At 67.4% G+C, this 21,760-nt stretch carries 7 protein-coding genes, 2 pseudogenes and 1 riboswitch; of the genes and pseudogenes, 8 read left to right on the forward strand and 1 reads right to left on the reverse strand.

The genetic code is table 11. From position 1 onward, the window contains the following. Positions 1-17: 17 nt before the first annotated feature. The gene (locus ON26_RS15035; protein WP_040796752.1) at positions 18-659 is read left to right on the forward strand and encodes a pentapeptide repeat-containing protein; all 642 of its coding nucleotides are present in this window, start codon (positions 18-20) and stop codon (positions 657-659) included. A 140-nt stretch (positions 660-799) separates the two neighbouring features. Then, positions 800-2,581: a lipase family protein gene (locus ON26_RS15040; RefSeq protein ID WP_040796753.1), complete on the forward strand. Its 1,782-nt coding sequence runs from the start codon at positions 800-802 to the stop codon at positions 2,579-2,581. Positions 2,582-2,732: 151 nt separating this feature from the next. Here the strand turns inward: ON26_RS15040 and cobN are convergent, their stop codons facing one another. Continuing rightward, complete coding sequence (gene cobN, locus ON26_RS15045) at positions 2,733-6,365, reverse strand: cobaltochelatase subunit CobN (protein ID WP_040796754.1); 3,633 nt, start codon at positions 6,363-6,365, stop codon at positions 2,733-2,735. Further along, positions 6,346-6,512: riboswitch (cobalamin riboswitch) on the reverse strand. Its footprint overlaps the gene before it by 20 nt. A 113-nt stretch (positions 6,513-6,625) precedes the next feature. Here cobN and cobG point away from each other — a divergent pair. From cobG to ON26_RS15075, 6 genes and pseudogenes are all read left to right on the forward strand, one after another. After that, positions 6,626-7,816, forward strand: coding sequence for a precorrin-3B synthase (cobG, locus tag ON26_RS15050; protein ID WP_040796755.1), 1,191 nt, complete (start codon positions 6,626-6,628; stop codon positions 7,814-7,816). Between the two features lie 77 nt (positions 7,817-7,893). Further along, a pseudogene (locus tag ON26_RS35200) lies at positions 7,894-8,031 on the forward strand (transcriptional regulator); the annotation flags it as partial. A 711-nt stretch (positions 8,032-8,742) separates the two neighbouring features. Next, a pseudogene (locus tag ON26_RS15060) lies at positions 8,743-9,977 on the forward strand (IS3 family transposase); the annotation flags it as partial. Positions 9,978-10,852: 875 nt separating this feature from the next. Next, entirely contained in the window at positions 10,853-16,891 is a 6,039-nt protein-coding gene (locus tag ON26_RS15065) for a hypothetical protein (RefSeq protein WP_157171902.1), read from the forward strand. Then, on the forward strand, positions 16,888-19,107 hold the full coding sequence (locus tag ON26_RS15070; protein ID WP_083884099.1) for an MBL fold metallo-hydrolase: 2,220 nt from the start codon (positions 16,888-16,890) through the stop codon (positions 19,105-19,107). The genes ON26_RS15065 and ON26_RS15070 overlap by 4 nt, the downstream gene beginning before the upstream one ends. A gap of 160 nt (positions 19,108-19,267) precedes the next feature. Continuing rightward, entirely contained in the window at positions 19,268-21,640 is a 2,373-nt protein-coding gene (locus ON26_RS15075) for a DISARM anti-phage system protein DrmE domain-containing protein (RefSeq protein WP_157171903.1), read from the forward strand. Positions 21,641-21,760 lie beyond the last annotated feature (120 nt).

Genomic DNA, 21,760 nt, shown 5'->3' on the forward strand with positions numbered 1-21,760 from the left:
AGAGAGAGAACGGACCCATGCGTGAACTCCACGACCTGCCCTACGCCGCCTATCTCGGCCCGCTCGAGGAAGACCCGCTCCCGGAGGCCGATTACGACTGCGTACACATCGAGGGGGCGGAGTACAAGGAGATCGACATCAGGAACGCGCGGTTCTCCGAGTCGGCGCTGTCGGATCTCGTGTTCGCCGGCGGCAACCTCGCGCACACCCGGTGCGCCGATGTCTGGCTGAACCGCGTCGACATGACCGCGACCTCACTGGCGGAGACGACCTGGCTGGATGCCGAGATCGGGGGCAGCGCCTGGATCGGGGTGGACGCGGGCGGCGCCGAGCTGCGCCGGGTGGAGTTCACCGGGTGCAAACTCGACGGGGTGAACTTCCGCAACGCGCGGTTCCGGGACGTGGTGTTCCGTGAATGTGTGCTGCGGGAGCCCGATTTCGCCGGGGCGAAGCTGTCGTCGGTGACCTTCCCCGGCAGCCGGATCGACGGGCTCACGCTGAACGAGACGACCATGACGAAGGTCGATTTCCGCGGCGCGCAGGGGCTGAGCATCGCCCGCGGCATCGAGTGGCTGCGCGGCGCCACGGTCGACCACGGACAGCTGATGGAGCTCGCCCCGTCGTTCGCGTCGGCGCTCGGCCTCACCGTGACCGACTGATCGGCGCGCTCCGCACCGAATTCTCGCTCCGCGTCACCCCGTCCGGTTCCCGCCGTGCCGGGTCGGCTCGTGCGAGCATGAACGGCAACTGTGGGTTCGCCGGGTGGGCGGTCCCGTGGATCGGATGTCGAGGAGCACGCATGCCTGCCAGTGAGTTTCGTGCCAGGATCCCGCGCGCCGAGGCAATCGCCGGACGGTTGCCACGGATGTCGACGGTGATCATCGGGGTACTGGCGGTGATCGTCGGATCGCTGCTCGTGGTCCGGCCGCTGACCGCGCTGACCGCACTGGCATTGCTCGTCGCCGTTGCCTGCGTGGTGACCGGACTGGGCGAGCTGCTGTTGCCGCGCCGTGCCGGCAGGCTCGCCACGGTGCTGGCGCTGGGCTGGGTGCTGGTCGGTGTGCTCGTGCTCGTCCAGATGGGTCCTGCGATCGATCTGCTGCCGCGATTCGTGGCCGCCGCGCTGGTGATCGGCGGCCTGATCCGAGTGGCGGGCGTGCGCGCGGGAACGCCCGACGATCGCCTGATCGCCGGCCTGCTCGGCGCGGCCGAGACCGTGCTGGGTGTGGTGGCCTGGCTGTGGCCCGATGTGACACTGCTGGTCGTCGCCGTGCTGTTCGGCATCCGCACGGTGGCGCTGGGCGCGGGGCTGCTGTGGGCGGCTCGGCCGGGAGAGCGAGTGGTGCGCGCCGGGCCGGTGGCCCCGGCCACGCTCGCCCGCGTCGGCCGGGTGGTGGCGGCGGGCCTGGCACTGGTGCTGGCGATCGCGGTGGCCGGGGTGAGCGCGCATCTGCGCACCTCGGCGCCGCGCACCGAGGACTTCTATTCCGCGCCCGGCGGATTGCCCGCCGAACCGGGCGAATTGCTGCGCGCCGAGCCGTTCGGCGGCGGCGACATCCCCGCCGATGCGCGCGCGTGGCGCATCCTCTATTCGACGACGAACGCCCTCGGCCGGCCGGCCCTGTCCAGCGGTCTGGTGCTGGTGCCGCGCGACGCCCCGGCCGGTCCGCTGCCGGTGGTGGCGTGGGCGCACGGCACCACCGGTTTCGCCACCGGCTGCGCCCCTACCCTGCTGCCCGAACCGCTCGCCTCGGGCGCACTGCCCGCCCTGCCCCAATTGCTCTCGGAAGGTTGGGCATTGGTCGCTACGGACTACATCGGGCTGGGCACAGCCGGACCGCACCCGTATCTGATCGGGCACGGCGAAGCGACCTCGGTGCTCGATGCCGTGCGCGCCGCCCGGCAACTCCCCGACATCGAACTCGACGACCGCACCGTGGTCTGGGGACACTCCCAGGGCGGGCACGCCGCACTGTGGACCGGGATCCTCGCACCCGGCTACGCGCCGGACGCGCATGTCGTCGCGGTCGCTGCGATGGCGCCGGCCAGCGACGGTCCCGCCCTGGTGCGTCACCTCCCGGACGTGACGGGCGGCTCGGTGTTCGCCTCCTATGTGGTGGCCGCCTACACCGCCACCTATCCGGACGTGAGTTTCGACCGCTACATCATCCCGGCCGCACGCACCCTGGTCCGCGACATGAGCACCCGCTGCCTGGCCGAACCGGGCATCCTCGTCTCGGTGCTCAGCGCGCTGTCCATCGACCGGGACCGCCCGGTCTTCGCCGTGGATCCGCTCGACGGCGCGTTCGGCGACCGACTGCGGGAGAACACTCCCGCGGGCCCGTTGACGGTGCCGCTGCTGCTCGCCCAGGGTGGCGCCGATCCGCTCATCACCCCGGCCGTGCAGGACGCCTACGCGGCCGACCGATGCGCGGCGGGCTGGAACGTCGACTACCGGGTCTACCCCAAGCGCGACCATCTCGGCGTGGTCGCGGCGGATTCACCGCTCGTGCCCGAACTCATCACCTGGACCAGGGCACGCTTCGCCGGCCGGCCGCAGACGCCGAACTGCCCGGGCTGAGCACGCCGGTCGGCACCCGCGCCGACGCCCACGACGGCACCGCGCTGCGCAGTGCAGGCAAGATCCGGGTGGCACCGTTCGTCCCGCACGGCCAGGTGCTCGAACAGGGCGCGTCGGTGATCCGCCGAGCGGCGGACGACCGGTCACGCCGTTATTCGAGTTCGCCCTCGGTCTCCAGGTACACCTGCCGCAGCCGTTCCAGCGTCTCCTGCTCCGGCGCCGCCCACATGCCACGTTCGGCGGCCTCGAGCAGTCGCTCGGCGATACCGTGCAACGCCCACGGATTCGACTGCTCCATGAACTTGCGGTTGGTCTCGTCGAAAACGTAGCTCTCGCTGAGCTTCTCGTACATCCAGTCGGCGACCACGTCGGTGGTGGCGTCGTAGCCGAACAGGTAGTCGACGGTGGCGGCCATCTCGAAGGCGCCCTTGTAGCCGTGGCGGCGCATGGCCTCGAGCCAGCGCGGGTTCACCACGCGGGCGCGGAAGACGCGGGTGGTCTCCTCCGAGAGGGTGCGGGTGCGCACGGCGTCGGGGCGGGTGCTGTCGCCGATGTAGGCCTCGGGGTTCTTGCCGGTCAGCGCGCGCACGGTGGCGACCATGCCGCCGTGGTACTGGAAGTAGTCGTCGGAGTCGGCGATGTCGTGTTCGCGGGTGTCGGTGTTCTTGGCCGCGACGGCGATCCGGCGGTAAGCGGTGCGCATGTCCTCGGCGGCGGGGGCGCCGTCGAGATCGCGGCCGTAGGCGAAGCCGCCCCAGGCGGTGTAGACCTGCGCGAGGTCCTCGTCGCCGCGCCAGCTCTTGGAGTCGATGAGCTGGAGCAGGCCGGCGCCGTAGGTGCCCGGCTTGGAACCGAAGATGCGAGTGGTGGCGCGGCGTTCGTCGCCGTGCTCGGCCAGGTCCGTGAGGGTGTGCGCGCGAACGTAATTGGATTCGGCGGGCTCGTCGAGGCCGGCGACGAGGCGGACCGCGTCGTCGAGCAGGGCGAGCACATGCGGGAAGGCGTCGCGGAAGAAGCCGCTGATGCGGACGGTGACGTCGATGCGCGGGCGGCCCAGTTCCTCGAGCGAGATCACCTCGAGGGTGGTGACGCGGCGGCTGGCCTCGTCCCACACCGGTCGCACGCCCAGCAGCGCGAGCACTTCGGCGATGTCGTCACCGGAGGTTCGCATGGCCGAGGTGCCCCACACCGACAGGCCCACCGAGCGCGGATACTCACCCTGGTCGTCGAGGTAGCGGCGCAGCAGCGAATCGGCCATCGCCTGACCGGTCTCCCAGGCCAGCCGGGACGGCACGGCCTTCGGGTCGACGGAGTAGAAGTTGCGGCCCGTGGGCAGCACGTTGATCAGGCCGCGCAACGGGGAACCGCTGGGGCCCGCGGGGATGAACCCACCGTTCAGCGCGTGCAGCACCCGCTCGATCTCGATGCTCGTGCCACGCAGGCGGGGCACCACCTCGGTGGCCGCGAAACGCAGCACAGCGCCGACGGATTCGCGATCACCGCCCTGGTCGCCGAACAACTGCCCGGCGAAGCGTTCGACCATGCCGTCCACCGCGTCGGGCGACCAGTCGGCGGCCTGCAGGGCGATCAGCAGTTCCCGTGCCCGCTCCTCGACGGCGTCGACCCGCTCCCGCGTCTCGGAGCCGGATTCGTCCAGGCCGAGCGCTTCGCGCAGGCCGGGCACCGACTGCTCGCCGCCCCAGAGCTGACGCGCGCGCAGCATCGCCAGCACCAGATCGACTTCCGACTCACCGACCGGCGCCTGGCCGAGGATGTGCAGGCCGTCGCGGATCTGCACATCCTTGATCTCGCACAGCCAGCCGTCGACGTGCAGGAGCATGTCGTCGAAGGTGTCCTCGTCGGGACGCTCCGCCAGGCCGAGGTCGTGGTCCATCTTCGCCGCGCGCATGAGCGTCCAGATCTGCTGGCGGATGGCGGGCAGCTTGGCCGGGTCGAGGGCGGAGATGTTGGCGTGCTCGTCGAGCAGCTGCTCGAGGCGGGAGATGTCGCCGTAGCTCTCCGCGCGCGCCATCGGCGGGATGAGGTGGTCGACGAGGGTGGCGTGCGCGCGGCGCTTGGCCTGGGTGCCCTCGCCGGGGTCGTTGACCAGAAACGGGTAGATCAGCGGCAGGTCGCCGAGGGCGGCGTCGGTGCCGCAGGCCGCGGACATGCCGAGGGTCTTGCCGGGCAGCCACTCCAGATTGCCGTGTTTGCCGATGTGCACCATCGCGTCGGCGCCGAAGCCGCCCTGCTCGGCGGGCACGGCCAGCCAGCGGTAGGCGGCCAGGTAGTGATGGCTCGGCGGCAGGTCGGGGTCGTGGTAGATGGCGACCGGGTTCTCGCCGAACCCGCGGGGCGGCTGGACCATCAGCACCACATTGCCGAAACGCAGTGCGGCGATGACGATCTCGCCGTTCGGGTCGGCGGAGCGATCGACGTAGAGTTCGCCGGGCGGCGGGCCCCACGCCTCGATCACGGCTTCGCGCAGCTCGGCGGGCAGGGTCTCGAACCAGGCGGTGTAGGTCTGCGCGCCGATGCGGATGGGGTTGCCCTCGAGCTGTTCGGCGGTCAGCCAGTCGGGGTCCTGGCCGCCCGCGGCGATGAGGGCGTGCATGAGGGCGTCGCCGTCGTGTTCCTCCAGGCCGGGCACCTCACCCGCGTCGCCGAGATGGTAACCGGCGCGGCGCAATTCGTGCAGCAGGGCGATGGTGCTGGCGGGCGTGTCCAAGCCGACGGCGTTGCCGATGCGGGCGTGCTTGGTCGGGTAGGCCGAGAGCATGAGCGCCAGGCGCTTGTCGGCGGCGGGGATGTGACGCAGGCGCGCGTGGCGCACGGCGATACCTGCCACGCGGGCCGCGCGCTCGGGATCGGGCACGTAGGTCGACAGGCCGTCGGCGTCGAACTCCTTGAACGAGAACGGCACCGTGATGATGCGGCCGTCGAACTCGGGCACCGCCACCTGGGTGGCGACGTCCAGCGGGGACAGACCGTCGTCGTTGTCGTCCCACTGGGCACGCGAGCCGGTCAGGCACAGGCCCTGCAGGATCGGCACGTCCAGCGCGGCGAGCGCGGCCACGTCCCAGGCTTCGTCGTCGCCGCCCGCCGAGGCGGTGGCGGGCTTGGTGCCGCCCGCGGCGAGCACGGTGACGATCAGCGCGTCGGCTCGTCCGAGCGTGGCCAGCAATTCCGGTTCGGCGGTGCGCAGCGAGGCGCAGTACAGCGGCACCGGACGCGCACCGGCGTCCTCGACAGCCCGGCAGAGCGCGTCGACATAACCGGTGTTGCCCGCGAGGTGCTGGGCGCGGTAGTAGACGATCCCGACCGTGGGCACGCCCTCGACCGGCTCCGGATAGCGGGCCGCGCGCTCGAGTTCGCCCCAGCTGGGCAGCTGCACCGGCGGCTCGAAGCCGTGACCGGTGAGCAGCACGGTGTCGGACAGGAAGTTGTGCAGCTGGCGCAGATTGTCCGCGCCGCCCGCGGCGAGATAGTTGTGCGCGTCGGCGGCGACGCCGCCCGGCACGGTCGAGCACTCCATGAGCTCGGCGTCGGGGGCGATCTCACCGCCCAGCGCCACCACCGGGACGCCGCCGCCGCGCAGCGCCTCCAGTCCGTCCTCCCAGGCGCGCTTGCCGCCGAGGATGCGCACGATCACCAGATCCGCGCCGTCGAGCAGGCCGGGCAGGTCGTCCACCAACAGCCGGGCCGGGTTGCCCAGGCGGTAGTCGGCGCCGCTGGCGCGCGCGCTGAGCAGATCGGTGTCGGAGGTGGACAGCAGCAGGATCACGAGTGACCTTCCTCGGGTGAACGCGCCCATCGGGTGTGGTGCTCGCCGGAGAGGGTCTGGCTGTTCACAGTGGCGCGACCGCACCGGAATTGCACCGGTTTCCTCGACGCCCGTCGAGCACCGGGGATGCTACCCGGCCGGGTCGGATCACCCGCCGCGCGGCTCCCGGCCCCGGCGATCGAGCACCGCTCACACCGCGTGCCGCGTGTGATGCCGCGCGCATACCTGGGGGACGCCGCTGCCCGTACCCTGGGCATGTCATGACGCGAACAACTCCCGATTCCTGCCCCGGTGTACTGCGCCTGCATCAGGCGGCCGACGGTCCGCTGGCGCGCGTGCGTGTGCCCGGCGGCGTCCTGTCCCCCGACCAGCTGCGCACGCTGGCCGAGGCCGCGACCGAACTGGGAGACGGCGCGATCGAACTGACCTCGCGCGGCAACGCGCAACTGCGGCGGGTGCGGGACGCGAGCGAGCTGACCGCACGCCTCGAGCGCGCGGGACTGCTGCCCAGCCGCACCCACGAGCGGGTCCGCAATATCCTCGCCTCGCCGCTCTCGGGGCGGGTCGGCGGCCTCGCCGATGTGCGTTCGTTCGCCCCCGCCCTCGATGCCCGGATCCAGGCCGATCCCCGGCTCGCGGACCTCCCCGGTCGCGTGCTGTTCACCGCCGACGACGGGCGCGGCGACGTCAGCGGGCTCGGTCCCGATATCGGCGTACACGCGACCGGCGACGGATTCGCCCTCCTCCTCGCCGGTTCCGACACCGGCATCCGGCTCGCCGTCGGCGACGCGGTCGACGTCGTGCTCGCCGCCGCCCACGGCTTCCTCGATCTGAGCTCCGGCCAGTGGCGGTTGCACGAAATACCGGACGGCACAGCACGATTGGTCGATCTGCTCGGCCTCTCCCCCACTGCCGAGCGGCTCGGGACCGCCGGCTCCCAGGAGTCCCCGATCGGCTGGCTACCCCAGGACGACGGCGGCGTGGCGCTGGGCGCGGGCGTCCCGCTGGGTTCCCTGCCCGCGCGGACCGCCGAATTCCTCGCCGCGGTGGAACGCCCCGTCATCCTCACGCCCTGGCGTGGAATCGTGCTCGCCGATCTCGACGAGTGGACCGCCGAGCAGGTCGTGCGAGTGCTCGCCCCCATGGGCCTGATCTTCGACGCCGAGTCCCCGTGGCTGCAGGTCAGCGCGTGCGCGGGGCAGCCGGGCTGCGCGAAGTCCCACACCGACGTGCGCGCCGATGTCGCCGTCGCGATCGACGAGGGCCGGATCCTGCCCGCCGGGGCGGGCGCGACCACCACCGGCGCCGCGTTGTCCGCCGGGGAACCGACGGTCGCGGGCCGCCAGCACTGGTCCGGATGCGATCGACACTGCGGACGGCCGCGCGGTGCGGTCGTCGAGGTGACCGCGGGCCCCGAGGGCTACCGCGTCGAGGAGCCGTCCGCGCCATGAACCGCCTCGCCGCGCGACGGTCGGGTGGGTGCGTCACACCCATCCACCATCGCGTGGCCCGTACCTAGCATGGGGACATGGCTGCCGGTGAACTCGGAGATTTCCTGCGATCACGTCGCGCACAGGTCTCCCCCGCGAGCGCCGGATTGCCGACCTCCGGGGTGCGGCGGGTGCCCGGGCTACGGCGCGAGGAAGTCGCGATCCTCGCCGGGGTGATATCTCGACTATGCACTCCTTGAATGGTCGCCTGCGGCGGTCGTCTAGCACCAGTTCGTCGATACCCTTGTCGGAGAACAGCACTCCCGCGCCGATGAGGTTCTCGCGTAGGTAGGTCGCCGAGGAGGTGCCGGGGATCAGTCGGACGTTCGGTGACCGGTGCAGCAGCCAGGCCAGGGCGGCCGACATCTGTGCGGCATTCACCCGTGCGGCGACGGCCGACAGTGCTGCGGATTGCAGCGGAGTGAAGCTACCGAAATGGGTAGAAGAGGCACATGGGCGATGCCCTGTCCGGCGAGGGTGTCGATCAGTTTGTCGTCTCGGCGTAAGGCCAGGTTGTACATGTTCTGCACGCACACGATCGGCGCGATCGTCCGCGTTTCGGCGACCTATTCAGCCGTCGCGTTACTCACGCCGAGATGGAGGATCAGCCCTCGCTGCTCAAGTTCGGGTGAGGGCCTCGAAGCGCTATGCGGGTGAACCGGGTTGCGGCGCTGCGGCATCGCCGAGCCGGAGGTTGACAACGTCGAGCGCCTCGAGCTAAGTGCCTTCAGGTTCTCGTTGACTGCGCGGCGCAGCTGTTCGGCTCGTCGGTCCGGGGGCAGCCGCCCTGCTGATCGCGCCAGCCTTGGTCATGATGTGCAGCGATTCGGGGTAGGGGTGCAGTGAATCGCCCCGGCGGGTCGGGAGACTTCATCTCTTGAGGAAGGATGAAGTCTGTGAGTTCGAGGAAGTACCCGCCGGAGTTGCGTGAGCGGGCCGTGCGGATGGTTGCCGAGGTCCGGGACCAGTACGAGTCGGAATGGGCCGCGATCGGCGCGGTTGGCGACCTGCTGGGTGTTGGTACTGCCGAAACGCTGCGCAAATGGGTCCGTCAGGACCAGGTCGACGCTGGTGTTCGTCCGGGGGCGACCAGTGAGGAGTCCGCGGAGCTGAAGCGGTTGCGGCGCGGGAACGCCGAACTCAAGCGTGCCAATGCGATCTTGAAGGCGGCTTCGGCTTTCTTCGCGGCCGAGATCGACCGGCCGCAACGCTGATCTACAGGTTCGTCACCGAACACCAGGGCCACCGCGAAGACGGTGGCTTGCGCTGGGGAGTCGAGTCGATCTGCGCCGCGCTCACTGAGCTCGGCGTAAACCTCTCTCCTTCAACCTATTACGAACACCGTAAGCACTTCCGGACCAAGCGGGAGCAGCGTGACCAGCTGTTGAAGCCACAGATCGCGCGGATTCACCGGGAGAATTCGGTGTCTATGGCGCGAGGAAGGTGTGGCCTGGCATTGAACCGCGAAGGCCATCCGGTGGTCCGCTGCACCGTCGAGCGGTTGATGCGCGAACTCGGGTTGCAGGGCGTTCGACGCGGCCGTATCAAGCGCACCACGATCGCAGAACCGGCCGCGGATCGGCCGGCTGATCTGGTGCAACGCCGGTTCTCGCCCTCCGCGCCGAACCGTTTGTGGGTTGCCGACATCACGTATGTGTCGACGTGGTCAGGGTGGGTGTATGTGGCGTTCGTGATCGATGCCTACGCGCGAAGGATCCTGGGCTGGCGCACGTCTACGTCGATGACCACGACGTTGGTTCTGGATGCGATCGAGCATGCCATCTGGACCCGGGAACGAGACGGCTGCAACGTGAAAGATGTTGTCCACCATACGGATAAGGGATCTTACACGTCCATAGCCTTCAGTGAACGCCTCGCCGCAGCGGGGATCCAGCCCAGTGTCGGCGCGGTAGGATCGAGCTACGACAATGCGCTCACCGAGACGATCAACGGTCTCTACAAAACCGAGCTGATCAAACAGCGCGGCCCGTGGCGCACCGTCGATCACGTGGAATTCGCCACCGCCGAATGGGTCGACTGGTTCAACCACCGCCGCCTCTACCGCTACTGCGCCCCCCCGGCGGAGATCGAGGCCGCCCACTACGCTCAACAACCAGCCCAGCTACCGTCCGGGCTGTCACACACGATAGGTCTCCGGACTCACCGGGGCGATTCACAGCTTCGCGGATCAACTGATTGGTGGCGCGCGGCTGTAGGCGTCGGGCGGCGGCATCGATGTAGGTGATTCCGAACGCCGCGACCCCACGCAGGGCGGCGAGCGCGCCGTTGCGATCGGCATGGGACTAATGACCCCGGTCTGGCGAGTTGCATTGCGCCGTAGCCGAACCGGGTGACAGTCAGGTCGCCCAGGGTCTAGCTTCCCCCGCGGGAAGCGAAGTGGAGGGTGCGTTCATACCTCTGCCTTCATCTCGAAACCGGTTGGCGTCTATCGGAGCCTTGCTTAGACATTGACGTGTAAGTTCCCAACAGGAAGTAGGCACTTCGAAGTGCCCAGTGCACCCGCGGGTGGGAGGAGCGACCGATCGCGACGATGACGGCAGCGCAGAAGAGAGCTCAGCCCAAGTCTGAGTATGCTGTTCTACCTGCAGTTTCTTTCAGATTTCTTTCGACTTGCAACACCAGATAGTCAGCCTGCGACAGGATAGAGGAGCTTTCGGAGTAGCGCTGCTGTGCTCGGCTTAGCCAGCAGGACACGCGCCTCGGAGGTCGGGTCTTGTGGGTAAGATTGCGAACGAAGGGGACGCCTTGAGTCAGTGCACCGAATCCCACAGTGAGAAGCAACCTTCCGTCGATCGCATAGGGCTTACCGCGGACGAGTGTCAGATCCTGGGGAGAGCGAGGATCGCGAAATCGGCAGCCGGCGCCCTCGGCCGGGCCGACCTCATTGCCGAAGTCCCGAGGCTCGATCCTCCTCACTCCGGCTTTCTGTACAGGAGACTCAAGCTTCCTACCAGCGCGCCCCCTGCGAAGATCGCCGTGGCAGTTAAGGCCACACTTGCTCGCGCGGACGATGAGCGGGCGGCACATATCCTGCACGACTTCTTCCACGGATCGATCAGGGCGACCTTCGTGACCAGCACGCTGGCCGAGTCCCAACTCGCCGCGATCCTCAGCGCCGACCCCGACGAGCTGACAGACGCACTCGGCTCGCTGCGCCAGAGCTGGCGCGACGCCGGCCTTTTCGATATCGAGGTATTCGGATCGACACCGGCGGCACGAGTGGCGCTCTGGTCGTCGATGGCGGTGACCGGACACGCCGGCGATGCAGCCGCGCTCGCCTGGCTGCTCGCCGACCCGCCTCCGTTCTGGAGCACAACGCAAACCGATGCCGCTCGACAGGTATGGCAATCGGTTCGAGAACGGTACCCATCGTTGCCGGAACGACCCACCCCGCTGGCGGTGCTCGTGGAGATGCTCTCCGAGCTCGGCGATTACGACTATCCCGACGATCCGAAGGCCCTCGACATCAGCAGCGAGGACGCGAATGCCCCGCAGGGCGGCGATATGTCCCATGGAGCCACCGCAGCGGCGCCCGAGTCCACCGTGGCGAGTCTGACCGAACGTCTGACGGCCGAAGCAGCCGAAGAACTTCGTACCGGAAAGAATCCGACACTGCTGGCCGAGTGGATTTCCCTAGGTGAGCGCGTAGAGCAGGAGCGGCAGACGATAGCCGCTGTCGTCCTACCGGACCTGGCTACTGCGGTCGCGCAGGGTGTCCCGTCCGAGACGACCGATATCGCCAGAATCATGGAGTTTTTCGTGAACCTGCGCGAGCTGCTGGCCGCCGCCACAGCCGTTACCGACCAGGCGCCCGCGGACCTGGGCACGGCGCGGGCGGCCCTGCAGCGAGCACAACACGCCGTCGCCGAGGCCGACGCTGCCGCCGAACGGGTCGAGCGCGTGCGGCGCCTTATGGCATTGATGGCATTGGCCGGATACGAGTTCCTTGCCGCCGACATCGCGCAGGTCCAAACTCTGGCCGGTGAGGTCACCGTCGACAGCGATGCAGATACCGTCCGCGCTCTCCTGGCCTTGCTCGACCTCATCGAACTCGCCGGCCGAGACCCCGAGCGTGCCCACAAGCTCGACCAGGTGATCAGGGCCACGCTGCCTGCCGCGATTCCATTGCTTTCGTTCGCGAATGTCCCCGACGTATTCGTCCTAGGTGATATGACTGTGGCCGGGGCGAGCGCCGAGTCGCCCGACGCGTACACGCCAGTACCGGTCGCCATCGCAGCCCCATACGACGACAACGGCGCTGCTGCGGCCGACGGCGGCGCCACCAGCGACGAGAACACCGCCGCGGCCGACACCGCGGCGGCCGACCATGGACAGCGGACCGAGCGACTCGAGGATCTTCTCGCCGAGTTGGAGTTCGTTGTCCCGCAATCGAGTTCGGCCCAGTACACGTCACAGGCCCGGAGTGTTCCGCCATCCGGCCTCGACATGGCCGGCCCGCAGACATCGAATTCGACCTCGCTGTACACCGCGCTCCTTCGTTCCGGTGAGCTGGCGCTGGCGTACTGGCTCACGGTCGCGGAAAACGGCGGTACTTCGATCCGAGCCGCACACCGGCTCGCTGCGCTCGCCGCTGCGATGAAAAGCTCCACCGGATCGAATGCTGCCGAATTCGCCGCGACTATCGCCGACCTCGAACCCAGCGACCTCAAAGACCATCCCGGTCTGCAGATGCTCGTGTACGGGGCCTCGGTCCGCGCGGGCTTGTTGTCCCCGATCGCTGGCGCATCCGATCTGCTTCGTGCGTCCGCCACCAGCGTCGTGCGTTCCGGCGACGCCGTCGGCAAGCTGACAGAGCTGCTCCAAGCCGCCATCTACGCCGGGGTTTACCTGACTCCCCGCAACGCCAACGCAGTGATCGAAGCGTCTGAAGCCGCCTCGGAGTACGAAGCCTTCGCCCACGAGGCGGCCGCCAAGCTCCGCAACGCGCCCAATCGCACGATCAAATACGGCCCGGCGACAGAACTGTGGCAAAGCTGGATGGCACCGGAAGACGGCTACCTCGGCGCGCCTCTGCGCGTTGTCGCATCCGCCACGCCGTCGCCGGAGGACCTGGGATTCGTCCGTACCCGCGTTGCCGAACTACGCACACCTCGTAGTCTCGAGCAAGCCCTGGACCGGGCGGCAACACATACCCGAAGCCGCAAGCGGAACACGAAACGGATCGAGGCCCAGGCCCGGCTCAAACTGCTCGACTGGGCCGGTGACGTCACCGAACTACTGGCCAGATGGGTCACCGCTACGGAAAACACGCTGTCCTCCGGCGGTGGGACGTGGATGACCGATCCGATAGCAGATTTGCAGAACAGCGTGGCCGCAGTCCGAAAACCAGCACTGGCCGAACTGGCAGAGCTGTGCGACAGCGGAGATGAGGCCCGTGATGCCGCGACCGATGCCGGGCTGACACTGCTGAACAATGCGCTGGATCTGCTCATGGGCACCGAGGTGATCGACGGTCCGGAAACCTCTTCGGCCCGTACCCTCAACGGACTACTGACCCTGGCCCCGGCTGTCGAACTCCTTCCATCGATTGAGCCACGCCGTCCGCCTACGGCGACAGACATCCAGACCGCGTTCGACGCTCTGCGTAACGGGGAAAACGGCTGGATCGCGACATTCAACGCGCGCACCGAACGACACGACCAACTAGGTACCCAGCTCCTCATCGATACCCTGCGGCCTCACAACCCGCGGCTTGCGCAACAGTTGTCGGCCGAGCGCGAAGCGGCGATCGACGCCTCCATCGCCGAGGTGGATCAGAACGCCGCCGCGCTCACGGCTCGTATCGACACCGACCGGTTGTATGGTCGGTTGAACGCGGACACATGGACCGACCTGACCACCCGCGCCCGCGCCTGTCAAACCCCGCACCGCGGCGCGCGCAGCGACTTCGATGTCGTGCTCGACCGTCTCGGCAAGATCGAGCTCGATCGGGCCGAGGCCGTGAAGTCCGCGATCACCGCCGCCCGCATTGCGCTCGACACCGCCGGGATGCCCCTCGACGCCGCCGATCGGGTCCAGCAGTGTATCGACAAAGGCGACCTGACCACTGCGGCGGAGTATGTGGTCACGATCCGCGACAACGGTCAGCTGCCCGCCCGGCACGACACCACCGACCACCTGTCCCTTTTTCTCAGGGCATTCCCGGACAGATTCGCCGTCCCCCGTCCAGCGGTCGAGGCCGCCGGCCACCCTGTTCTCGCCCAGCTGCGCAGCGCACTCAACGCAGGCGCATCGACCGGCGACCTGGCTGCCGGGGAGCTCGCCGACACCCTGATCTCCGCCGGGATCGAGCTGGGTCAGGTCGGCCGCGGATCAACCGCCGCGGTCCGGATCGATCAATGGATACAGCTTGCGCAGGCCCGGTCGTTCGAGTCTCGGATCGGGAACGTGAGGTCGATTCTCGGGCAGGTCGGATTCCAATTCGACAAGGCGACCACCCCGCCTACGCGGCGCGGGCACTCCGGGCGCCGTGGTCGGTGGTTGGACTTGCACGGTGTGCAGCCGACATCTGGCAGTGCCCTGCTGCCGGCCTTCGGGTCGGCGATGAGTCCATCAGGCGACTCGTTGCGTCTGCTGGGGATCTGGCACGGTCCGACACCGGGTGAACTCGTGGAGACGCTGCGCGACGAGCCGAACGATCACTCGGTCATGGTGTTCTACTTCGGCACGCTCGATTCCGTCGCACGTCGCGAGCTGGCTGGTCTGTTCCGTAGCGACCGACGGCTACCGACGACAATCGTGATCGATGACGCCGCTTTCGCCTACCTGTCGTGCCAGCCCGAACCGAGTCGTGAGATCACCATGTCGGCCTTGTTGCCGTTCACCGTATCCTCGCCGTTCGCTCCGGACATCCCTGGCGCGAGCATCCGGCAGGAAATGTTCTACGGCCGAAACGAGGAACGCGCCAAAATCATCGACATGATGGGCCCCTGCATCGTCTACGGCGGCCGGCAGCTCGGCAAGTCGGCATTGCTGTTGCAGGCAGCTCGACAGTTCGATGACCAGCGTGACCGGATTGCGATCTACGAATCGATCTTCAAGATCGGCAGGGCGGTGTCTGTCGAGGCGGTGTGGACAACGCTCTGGCCGCTGCTGGCCAGGCGGGACATCGTGCCAGCCGATATTCCGGCCGGTGATGTTGCCGGTGCGCTCACCAAGCACATCGCCGACTGGATTATTTCTCGTCCGGGACGGCAACTCCTGCTACTGCTGGACGAGTCCGACAAATTCCTCGACGGCGACGCCGAAGCGGTCAACGGACGATTCACACATGTGACCCATTTCAAGGAACTGATGGAGCGGACCGGGCGCGCAGTGAAAGTGGTGTTCGCCGGGCTGCACCAAACGGCACGATTCGATCGCCTCGCGAATCATCCGCTGGCGCACTTCGGTGAACCCGTTTGCGTCGGTCCTCTGGCCCCCCAGGCCGCCTACGATCTGCTCACCGGTCCCTTGCGCGCGCTGGGATATCACTTCGATGACCCCGACCACGCCGCGCGGGTCCTCGCGCTCGCGAACAACCAGCCCGCACTCATTCAGCTGTTCGCCGCGCACCTGCTACGCAATCTGCAGGCTGCGCCGATGCCCGAAGACGCGCCACCGCAGACCGTGCACGCCGACGATGTCGAACAGGTGTGGGCCGACGCGCATCTGCGCAGGTCATTCCGCAAGCGGTTCGATTGGACTCTAGACCTCGATCCCCGCTACAAAATCATCGCTTACAGCGTCGCGTTGCACGCACACGCCCGCGGCATCGACGCGACCATGACACCGAGCGAGCTACGCAACGAGTGCGAGACGTGGTGGCCGACCGGGTTTTCCGCCGAAGACGTTCGCGCCGGCGAATTCCGGGCGCTGCTGGATGAATGTGTGGACCTCGGAGTGCTGTCCTATGCGACCAACGGATACCGACTACGGACACCGAATGTACTCGATCTGCTGGGTGCCAGAGAGGAGGTCGAAGCGGTACTCGATCAGGCCGAGTCGATCGAACTGCCCGAAAGCTTCGACGGCAGCATGATGCGGCCAGAGTTCGGTGGCGGACCGACCCGAGGGCCGTTGACCTCACAGCAGATCGCTGATCTGCTCGCAACCCGAAGCCAGGTCCGCTATGTCATCGGCTCGCCGGCCCTGACCGTCGAACGCTGTCTGAGGGCGCTACAGGACGAGAACGACCGTGCGGTCTCGGGCCATCGCGGGGGCCACGTACGAGAAGCAAACCCGGCGACCCTGGCCAAGCAGTGTCAGCAGGGAACGTTGATGGCCGCCGGGCGACATGTGATCGTGCTCGTCAACCTGAAGACCGCTTCCCGGGACGTCGCATGGGCGACATGGAAGCAGGCGCGAGAACTGATCGCCACCCACTCCGGTGGCACCCTCGGGATCGTGCTGGTGTCCGGACCAGCGCAGGCACCGACATGGCCAGCCGCGGCACGCGAGGCCGACATCTCCTCAGGCTTGACCGAGCTGCGCCGATACGACCGGACCGACCTGCGGCTGTGGCTGACCGAAACGCCCCTGCCATTCCAGGACAACGCCGCTCGCGACGAATTGCTGGCGGTGACGGGCGGCTGGCCGATCCTGCTGAACAAGATCGCCGAGGATCTCACCGCGCATGGCTCGGGCCTGCGTTCGGACCCACTGCGCGAGATCCGGACTCGCCTACAGGATTCCGAGCGCTGCCACGAGCTGGTCGAGACGTCCGGGGTACGCAGCGACGCCACGCTGAGCCAGGCCTGGGATTTCCTCGTGCAGACGTGCGCGCAGGACCGGGCCGATCTCGATACGCTCGCCGAATACCTCACCCTGCGCGGCGAAGACGATGACGAATCCAATGCGCTCACCCCCGCCGCGGTTGCCGCCGCCGGATACGCAAGTACGGCCGACGTCATCGAGGTGCTGCGCGGGCTGGGTGTCCTCGTCGGCCTGGGCGAGGACGGACGGTTCAGGCTCGAACCCGTCATGGTCGCCGCGACCAAGCGTGCACGCCGATGAGTCGGACCGCACCGCAGCTGCTCGAAGCGATCGTTCTCGCTGCGGCCTATGCGGTTCTGAAGTCGCCGGCCTACGCCGGGCAGCAGATAGATCCTCGGGCGTTTGCCCAGGCCAACAGGGCCACACTGCTGGAACTCGTGGCGAGGGCATCAACGTTGCGAGCAGAACTTGCGCAGACCTATCGCGACGAATTGAGCGAAACGCATCCACAGGTGGTGGCACTGCTGGGCGATAGTGCCACCGACAGTGCCACCGCAGCAGCAGCGCTGCGAGACCCGCGGGCGATCCGGGCACGACGTGGGCGGGCCAAGCCTTCTGCGAAGGCCGGAGCCGACGGCGAGCAGTCGGCGGTTGCGGACGAACACCGACCAGCCATGCAGGACCCGGCGACCGCACGTCGGCTGGAACGGTACGAACGACGCCTGACCGAGACCCGCACGGCCCGCGACCGAGCCAGAGTGCAGCGCGACTACGCCCGTGCAGAGACCGACCAATTGCGCCGCGATCTCGAAAGGGCCGAGGAGGACCGGGACGAGTCGCTGGCTGTCATCGACGGGCTGCGTGCCGAACTGGCTGCCGAACGCGACCGTGTGGCGAAACTGGCAACCGACGTGCTGGCAGCGGCAGCGGTACTGAAGGCAGCGATTCTCCCACCACTGACCACCCTTCCGCCGGTCGGGGACATCGACGTCGATCCCCGTGAACGTGAAGCGGCCGTCGATACTCCGCCGGCAGAGGCGGCACCGGCAGCCGACCCGATGGTTGCTGCGGCACTGACGTGTGCTGAGGTATCGCCGGACGTGCTGTTGTCAGTACTGAACGCCTTGCTCGAACCGCCCGAACCGGTGAACCGGGTGTCGGTCGGTGAGCCGCGCGAGATCGCGCTCACGCCGCTCGGCGGGGGGACCGACATCGGTGGCTCCTGCATGCTGGTGACCGCCGGCGACGTCCGGATTCTCATCGACGCCGGGATGCGGGTCAACAAGCGCATCGACCAAGCCGGGCCGGAAGATATAGATGTGGCCCTCGCCGGGCCACTCGCCGCGATCGTGATCACGCACGCCCACAACGACCACGCCGGGTACGTACCGGCACTGACCGCGATTTACCCGACAGTGCCGGTGATCTGCACCCCCGAGACCGCGGCGATCCTCCCGACGATGTGGAGCGATTCGGTGCGGGTGTTCGACCGCTCCCGCGGCAACCATGTCGGCAGTGATGAACCGCTGGCCGAGCCGCCCTATGGGGATGCGCAGGTCCATGCAGCGCAGCGCCGCATCAAGGAGGTGCAATGCGGTCGGGTTGTCGAGATTGCTGCCGGTGTCACGGTCACGCTGTTTCCTGCCGGCCATATCCTCGGCGCGGCCGGCGTGGTGGTCTGCGCCGGCCCGAACCGGGTGACGGTGACCGGGGATGTGTCGGACCTGGCCCAGATCAGTGTTCCCGGTCTGGTCGTGCCTGATGCGGCACGCGGGTCCGATCTGCTGGTCATCGAGTCGACCTACTGCGGGCAGCACAGTTCCAACCGCGAGGCCGAGGTGGAGAAGTTCGTCCGGATGGTTTCGGAGACCGTCGGCGACCCGGCGAACGGTGGACGGGTGCTCGTGCCGGCCTTCGCGCTCGGGAGAGCGCAGGAAGTGGCGTTGACTCTGCGCAACCGTCTGCCGGATGTGCCGGTTCTCATCGATGGAATGGCCAAGGACATTGCGAGGATCTACGAGGAACAGACTGCTCGAAGCGCGCGGCCATTGAAGATATACGGCGATCAGGTGTCGGCGGTGCAGCCGGGCGCGCGCGAGCAGCTATTGCGCACATTCCGGCGCGGGGTCATCGTCACTACGTCGGGCATGTTAACTGCCGGTCCAGCGGTCACCTGGGCACGCTCGATCCTCCCGGATCCGAACGCGGCATTGCTGCTCGCGGGCTATCAGGACGAGGAATCTCCCGGGTTCGAGCTGCTCGAACTGGCCAAGACCACCAGACGAGCCACCTTCGTACTCGACAGAGAGGAACTCGTGGTCAACGCGCGAGTAACGAAGTTCGGCCTGTCGGCGCACGCGGACCGACGCGGCCTGTCCTCCATCATCACCGAGGTCGGCGCCACCGAAGTAATGCTGGTCCACGGGGTGGCGTCCAAACAACGAGACTTCGCCGACAACCTGACCCGCCGTGGGTTCCGCGTTGCCTCCACCGACCGTTGGCAGCCCATCAGTTGACAACCTTCCCGCAGAAACCGCTGATCCACGCCACGCCTCGTACTGCCTGCGGGACGTGGGGCCCGGGGTCGACGTGACCACTCGGCCGGCCACGCCACCGATCTCAGTCGACAAAAGCCGGACAAGCACCGATCTTCTGCCCGGCATGAAAGGCTCCCGGATGACCGAAGACCCATCCCTGATCGACCTCCTGCTGCCCGGGACCACGGATGCAGGGTTAGACGGCCTTGCTTACAGCACTTTCCTCGACAACGGGGTTGCTGTCCCGGTATCGGCGGTCGACCAGTTGCTGGTTGCGTTCAGTCGTCACCTGATCGACCAGATGCCCCGTACTGTGGCGGTCCTACAGCTACCGCGTGCCGACCACAGAATCGCGCTGACGCTCGCAATCTGTATGCACCTACTGCGCCTACAGCAACCCTTGGTTGCCGGACCGGTTGTATTCGCCGCGCTCGACGTCGATTTGACCGAGCAACTGCGAAACCTCCGGTGGCGCAACTACCGCAATATGGCCCTGGACCGAAACAACCCGCTATCGGCACAGCGACTTACCCGCAGTGGATACCTCGTTCCGGTGGTCGGCGTCGCGCCCCGCTCGGCAGATAGTTCCCTCATCTATGTCAACACTCGAATCGGCAATCCCGTACTGCCGCAATGTAATCCACCACTGGTCATCATCGATGCGGCCTCGATCACCTCCGCGGACAGCCGAGCGAGGATGCTCACCTGGGCCTCACACCACTCAGCTGTGTCGACAGTTGTCTTCGGCGATATCGGCGACGAATTGCTGGTAAAAGCCGTCACCGCGACTGGCTCCACACCGCTGGTTCTCCCCATGACCGATGCGGAGGTCAATGCGCTGGTCTATGAACTCAACAGGCAGGAGCCCGAACCCAGTCCACTGTCGAGTATGTGGATGCTGTGGCGTGAGAAGCAACCTCCGCTCAGCATCTACCGCGCCGGTGACACGGAGATCAACGCTGCGATCACGCGTGCCTTCGCCTGTTTGGCGACCCGGCCCGACGGGCTCGTGCCCCAAGCACTCGATTACCCGACCAAGCTGCTCTATTCGGGTACCCGGCTGGCTGCGGCAGTGTACGACTATCGCAGGGCCTGTGCCCTGGCGGTCCGCCCCGGGGAGGGCCCCGCTGCCCTGCTACGTGTCCTCAACGGTCTGACGTTCACCGGCCCCGGACCATGGCACGCATGGGGCGTCGCGCGGTGGGGCGAGCTCAAGGTCGCTGTCGAAGCACTATGGCGACATCTCGAGGAATCCACCCCGAAGCTCGACCTCCTCTGGGGGCTGCTCGCACGCGCCGAGCATGCCACCTGCGGTCGGATCCTGATCCGTTGCCACAGCAACGCCGGGGCCGTGGCCACGGCGCAATCGCTCAGCAGCGAGAACCGGACCAGCGCGCAGATCGCATTGTGGGCGCGTATCGGCGCAAGGGTCGAGATCGACACGTTCGCCAAGCGCTATCCGCCCCGCCACGCCGGCGTTCAGATCCTTACCGGAAATCCCCCGGCACGGCATTTCTCACTGCTGTTCAGTGGTGAGGCCGACGAGAATTGGCTGCTTGCCTACGATGTCGAAGACGCCATCCTGCGGCACCAACTACGTCGCTGGTACGACACGACCGATGCATGGCGGCGGAATACGTTCCGGGCGCTCGGGGCATCTGAGCCCGCATCCGTCGCTGGCCCACTAGTGGCCACCGAACTCCACAGCACACCGCCGGAACCACCAGAACTGCATCTACCTCAGCTATCGATACTAGATGTACTCGACAGCGCCAACAGGTCGATCGACCTATCATCAATCCTCGGCACGGCATCCAACGACTGGTTCGGCCCCGAAACCACCAGTTGTGTGCCGATACTGCTCGATAACGGCCGGACCTGGTGGGTGCGTACCGAGAACGACCACGACGGCGACCTGGCCACGCCGATACTCGTGGTCACCGGCAACCACCGCTATCTACCCCTGCGAGACATTCGACCGGGTGATGTAGTTGTCGTTCCGGCCGGTGACGGTACCGATTCGGTGCATGCCCGCCTGGTAACCCTCAGTCACACCAACGATGATGTCGCTGCGCTCGATGCAATACTCGGACAGTTCCGCAGGGCCGCCCGCACAGTGCTGCAAACGCATACCACGCTGCAGGCCGCGATAGCGGCGGTACGCGATGCCGGCGCGCAGGCCCCCGGCGAGCTGAAAATGTGGGCCAGCGGCCGCACCATCGCCCCCCGAGTACCCCAAGATATCGCTGCCGTCTTTCAAGCCGCACAGCAAACGTCTCCTGATCTGTGGCTTCTACACAGTGTGGCCGGACGGCTCCGTACCCTGCACCGATCACTCGGCCATTTCGTGAAAGCACTGGCCTCGGGCCACGCCGGGGACGCTGTGAAAAAGCTCCGGAGCCTCATCGGCGACGGAGCCGATGAACTGTTGGACGAGTTTCTCGTCGCCACGGTCATCAGCGTGGGCACGCCCACCGACGTACCGGCCAGCTTCTCGGGGCGGATCCAGTGAACCAGCACTGACCGGCCGCGGCCGAAGCGTAGTCTTTGTGCCGAACACCTTGGCGCACAACAGAAGACATCATTTCTCGGACCTCGAGAGGTTGGGTCACCGACCAGAGACGTCGGTTCG

The organism is Nocardia higoensis NBRC 100133 (assembly GCF_000308595.1).
GTDB classification, from domain to species: Bacteria; Actinomycetota; Actinomycetes; order Mycobacteriales; family Mycobacteriaceae; genus Nocardia; species Nocardia higoensis.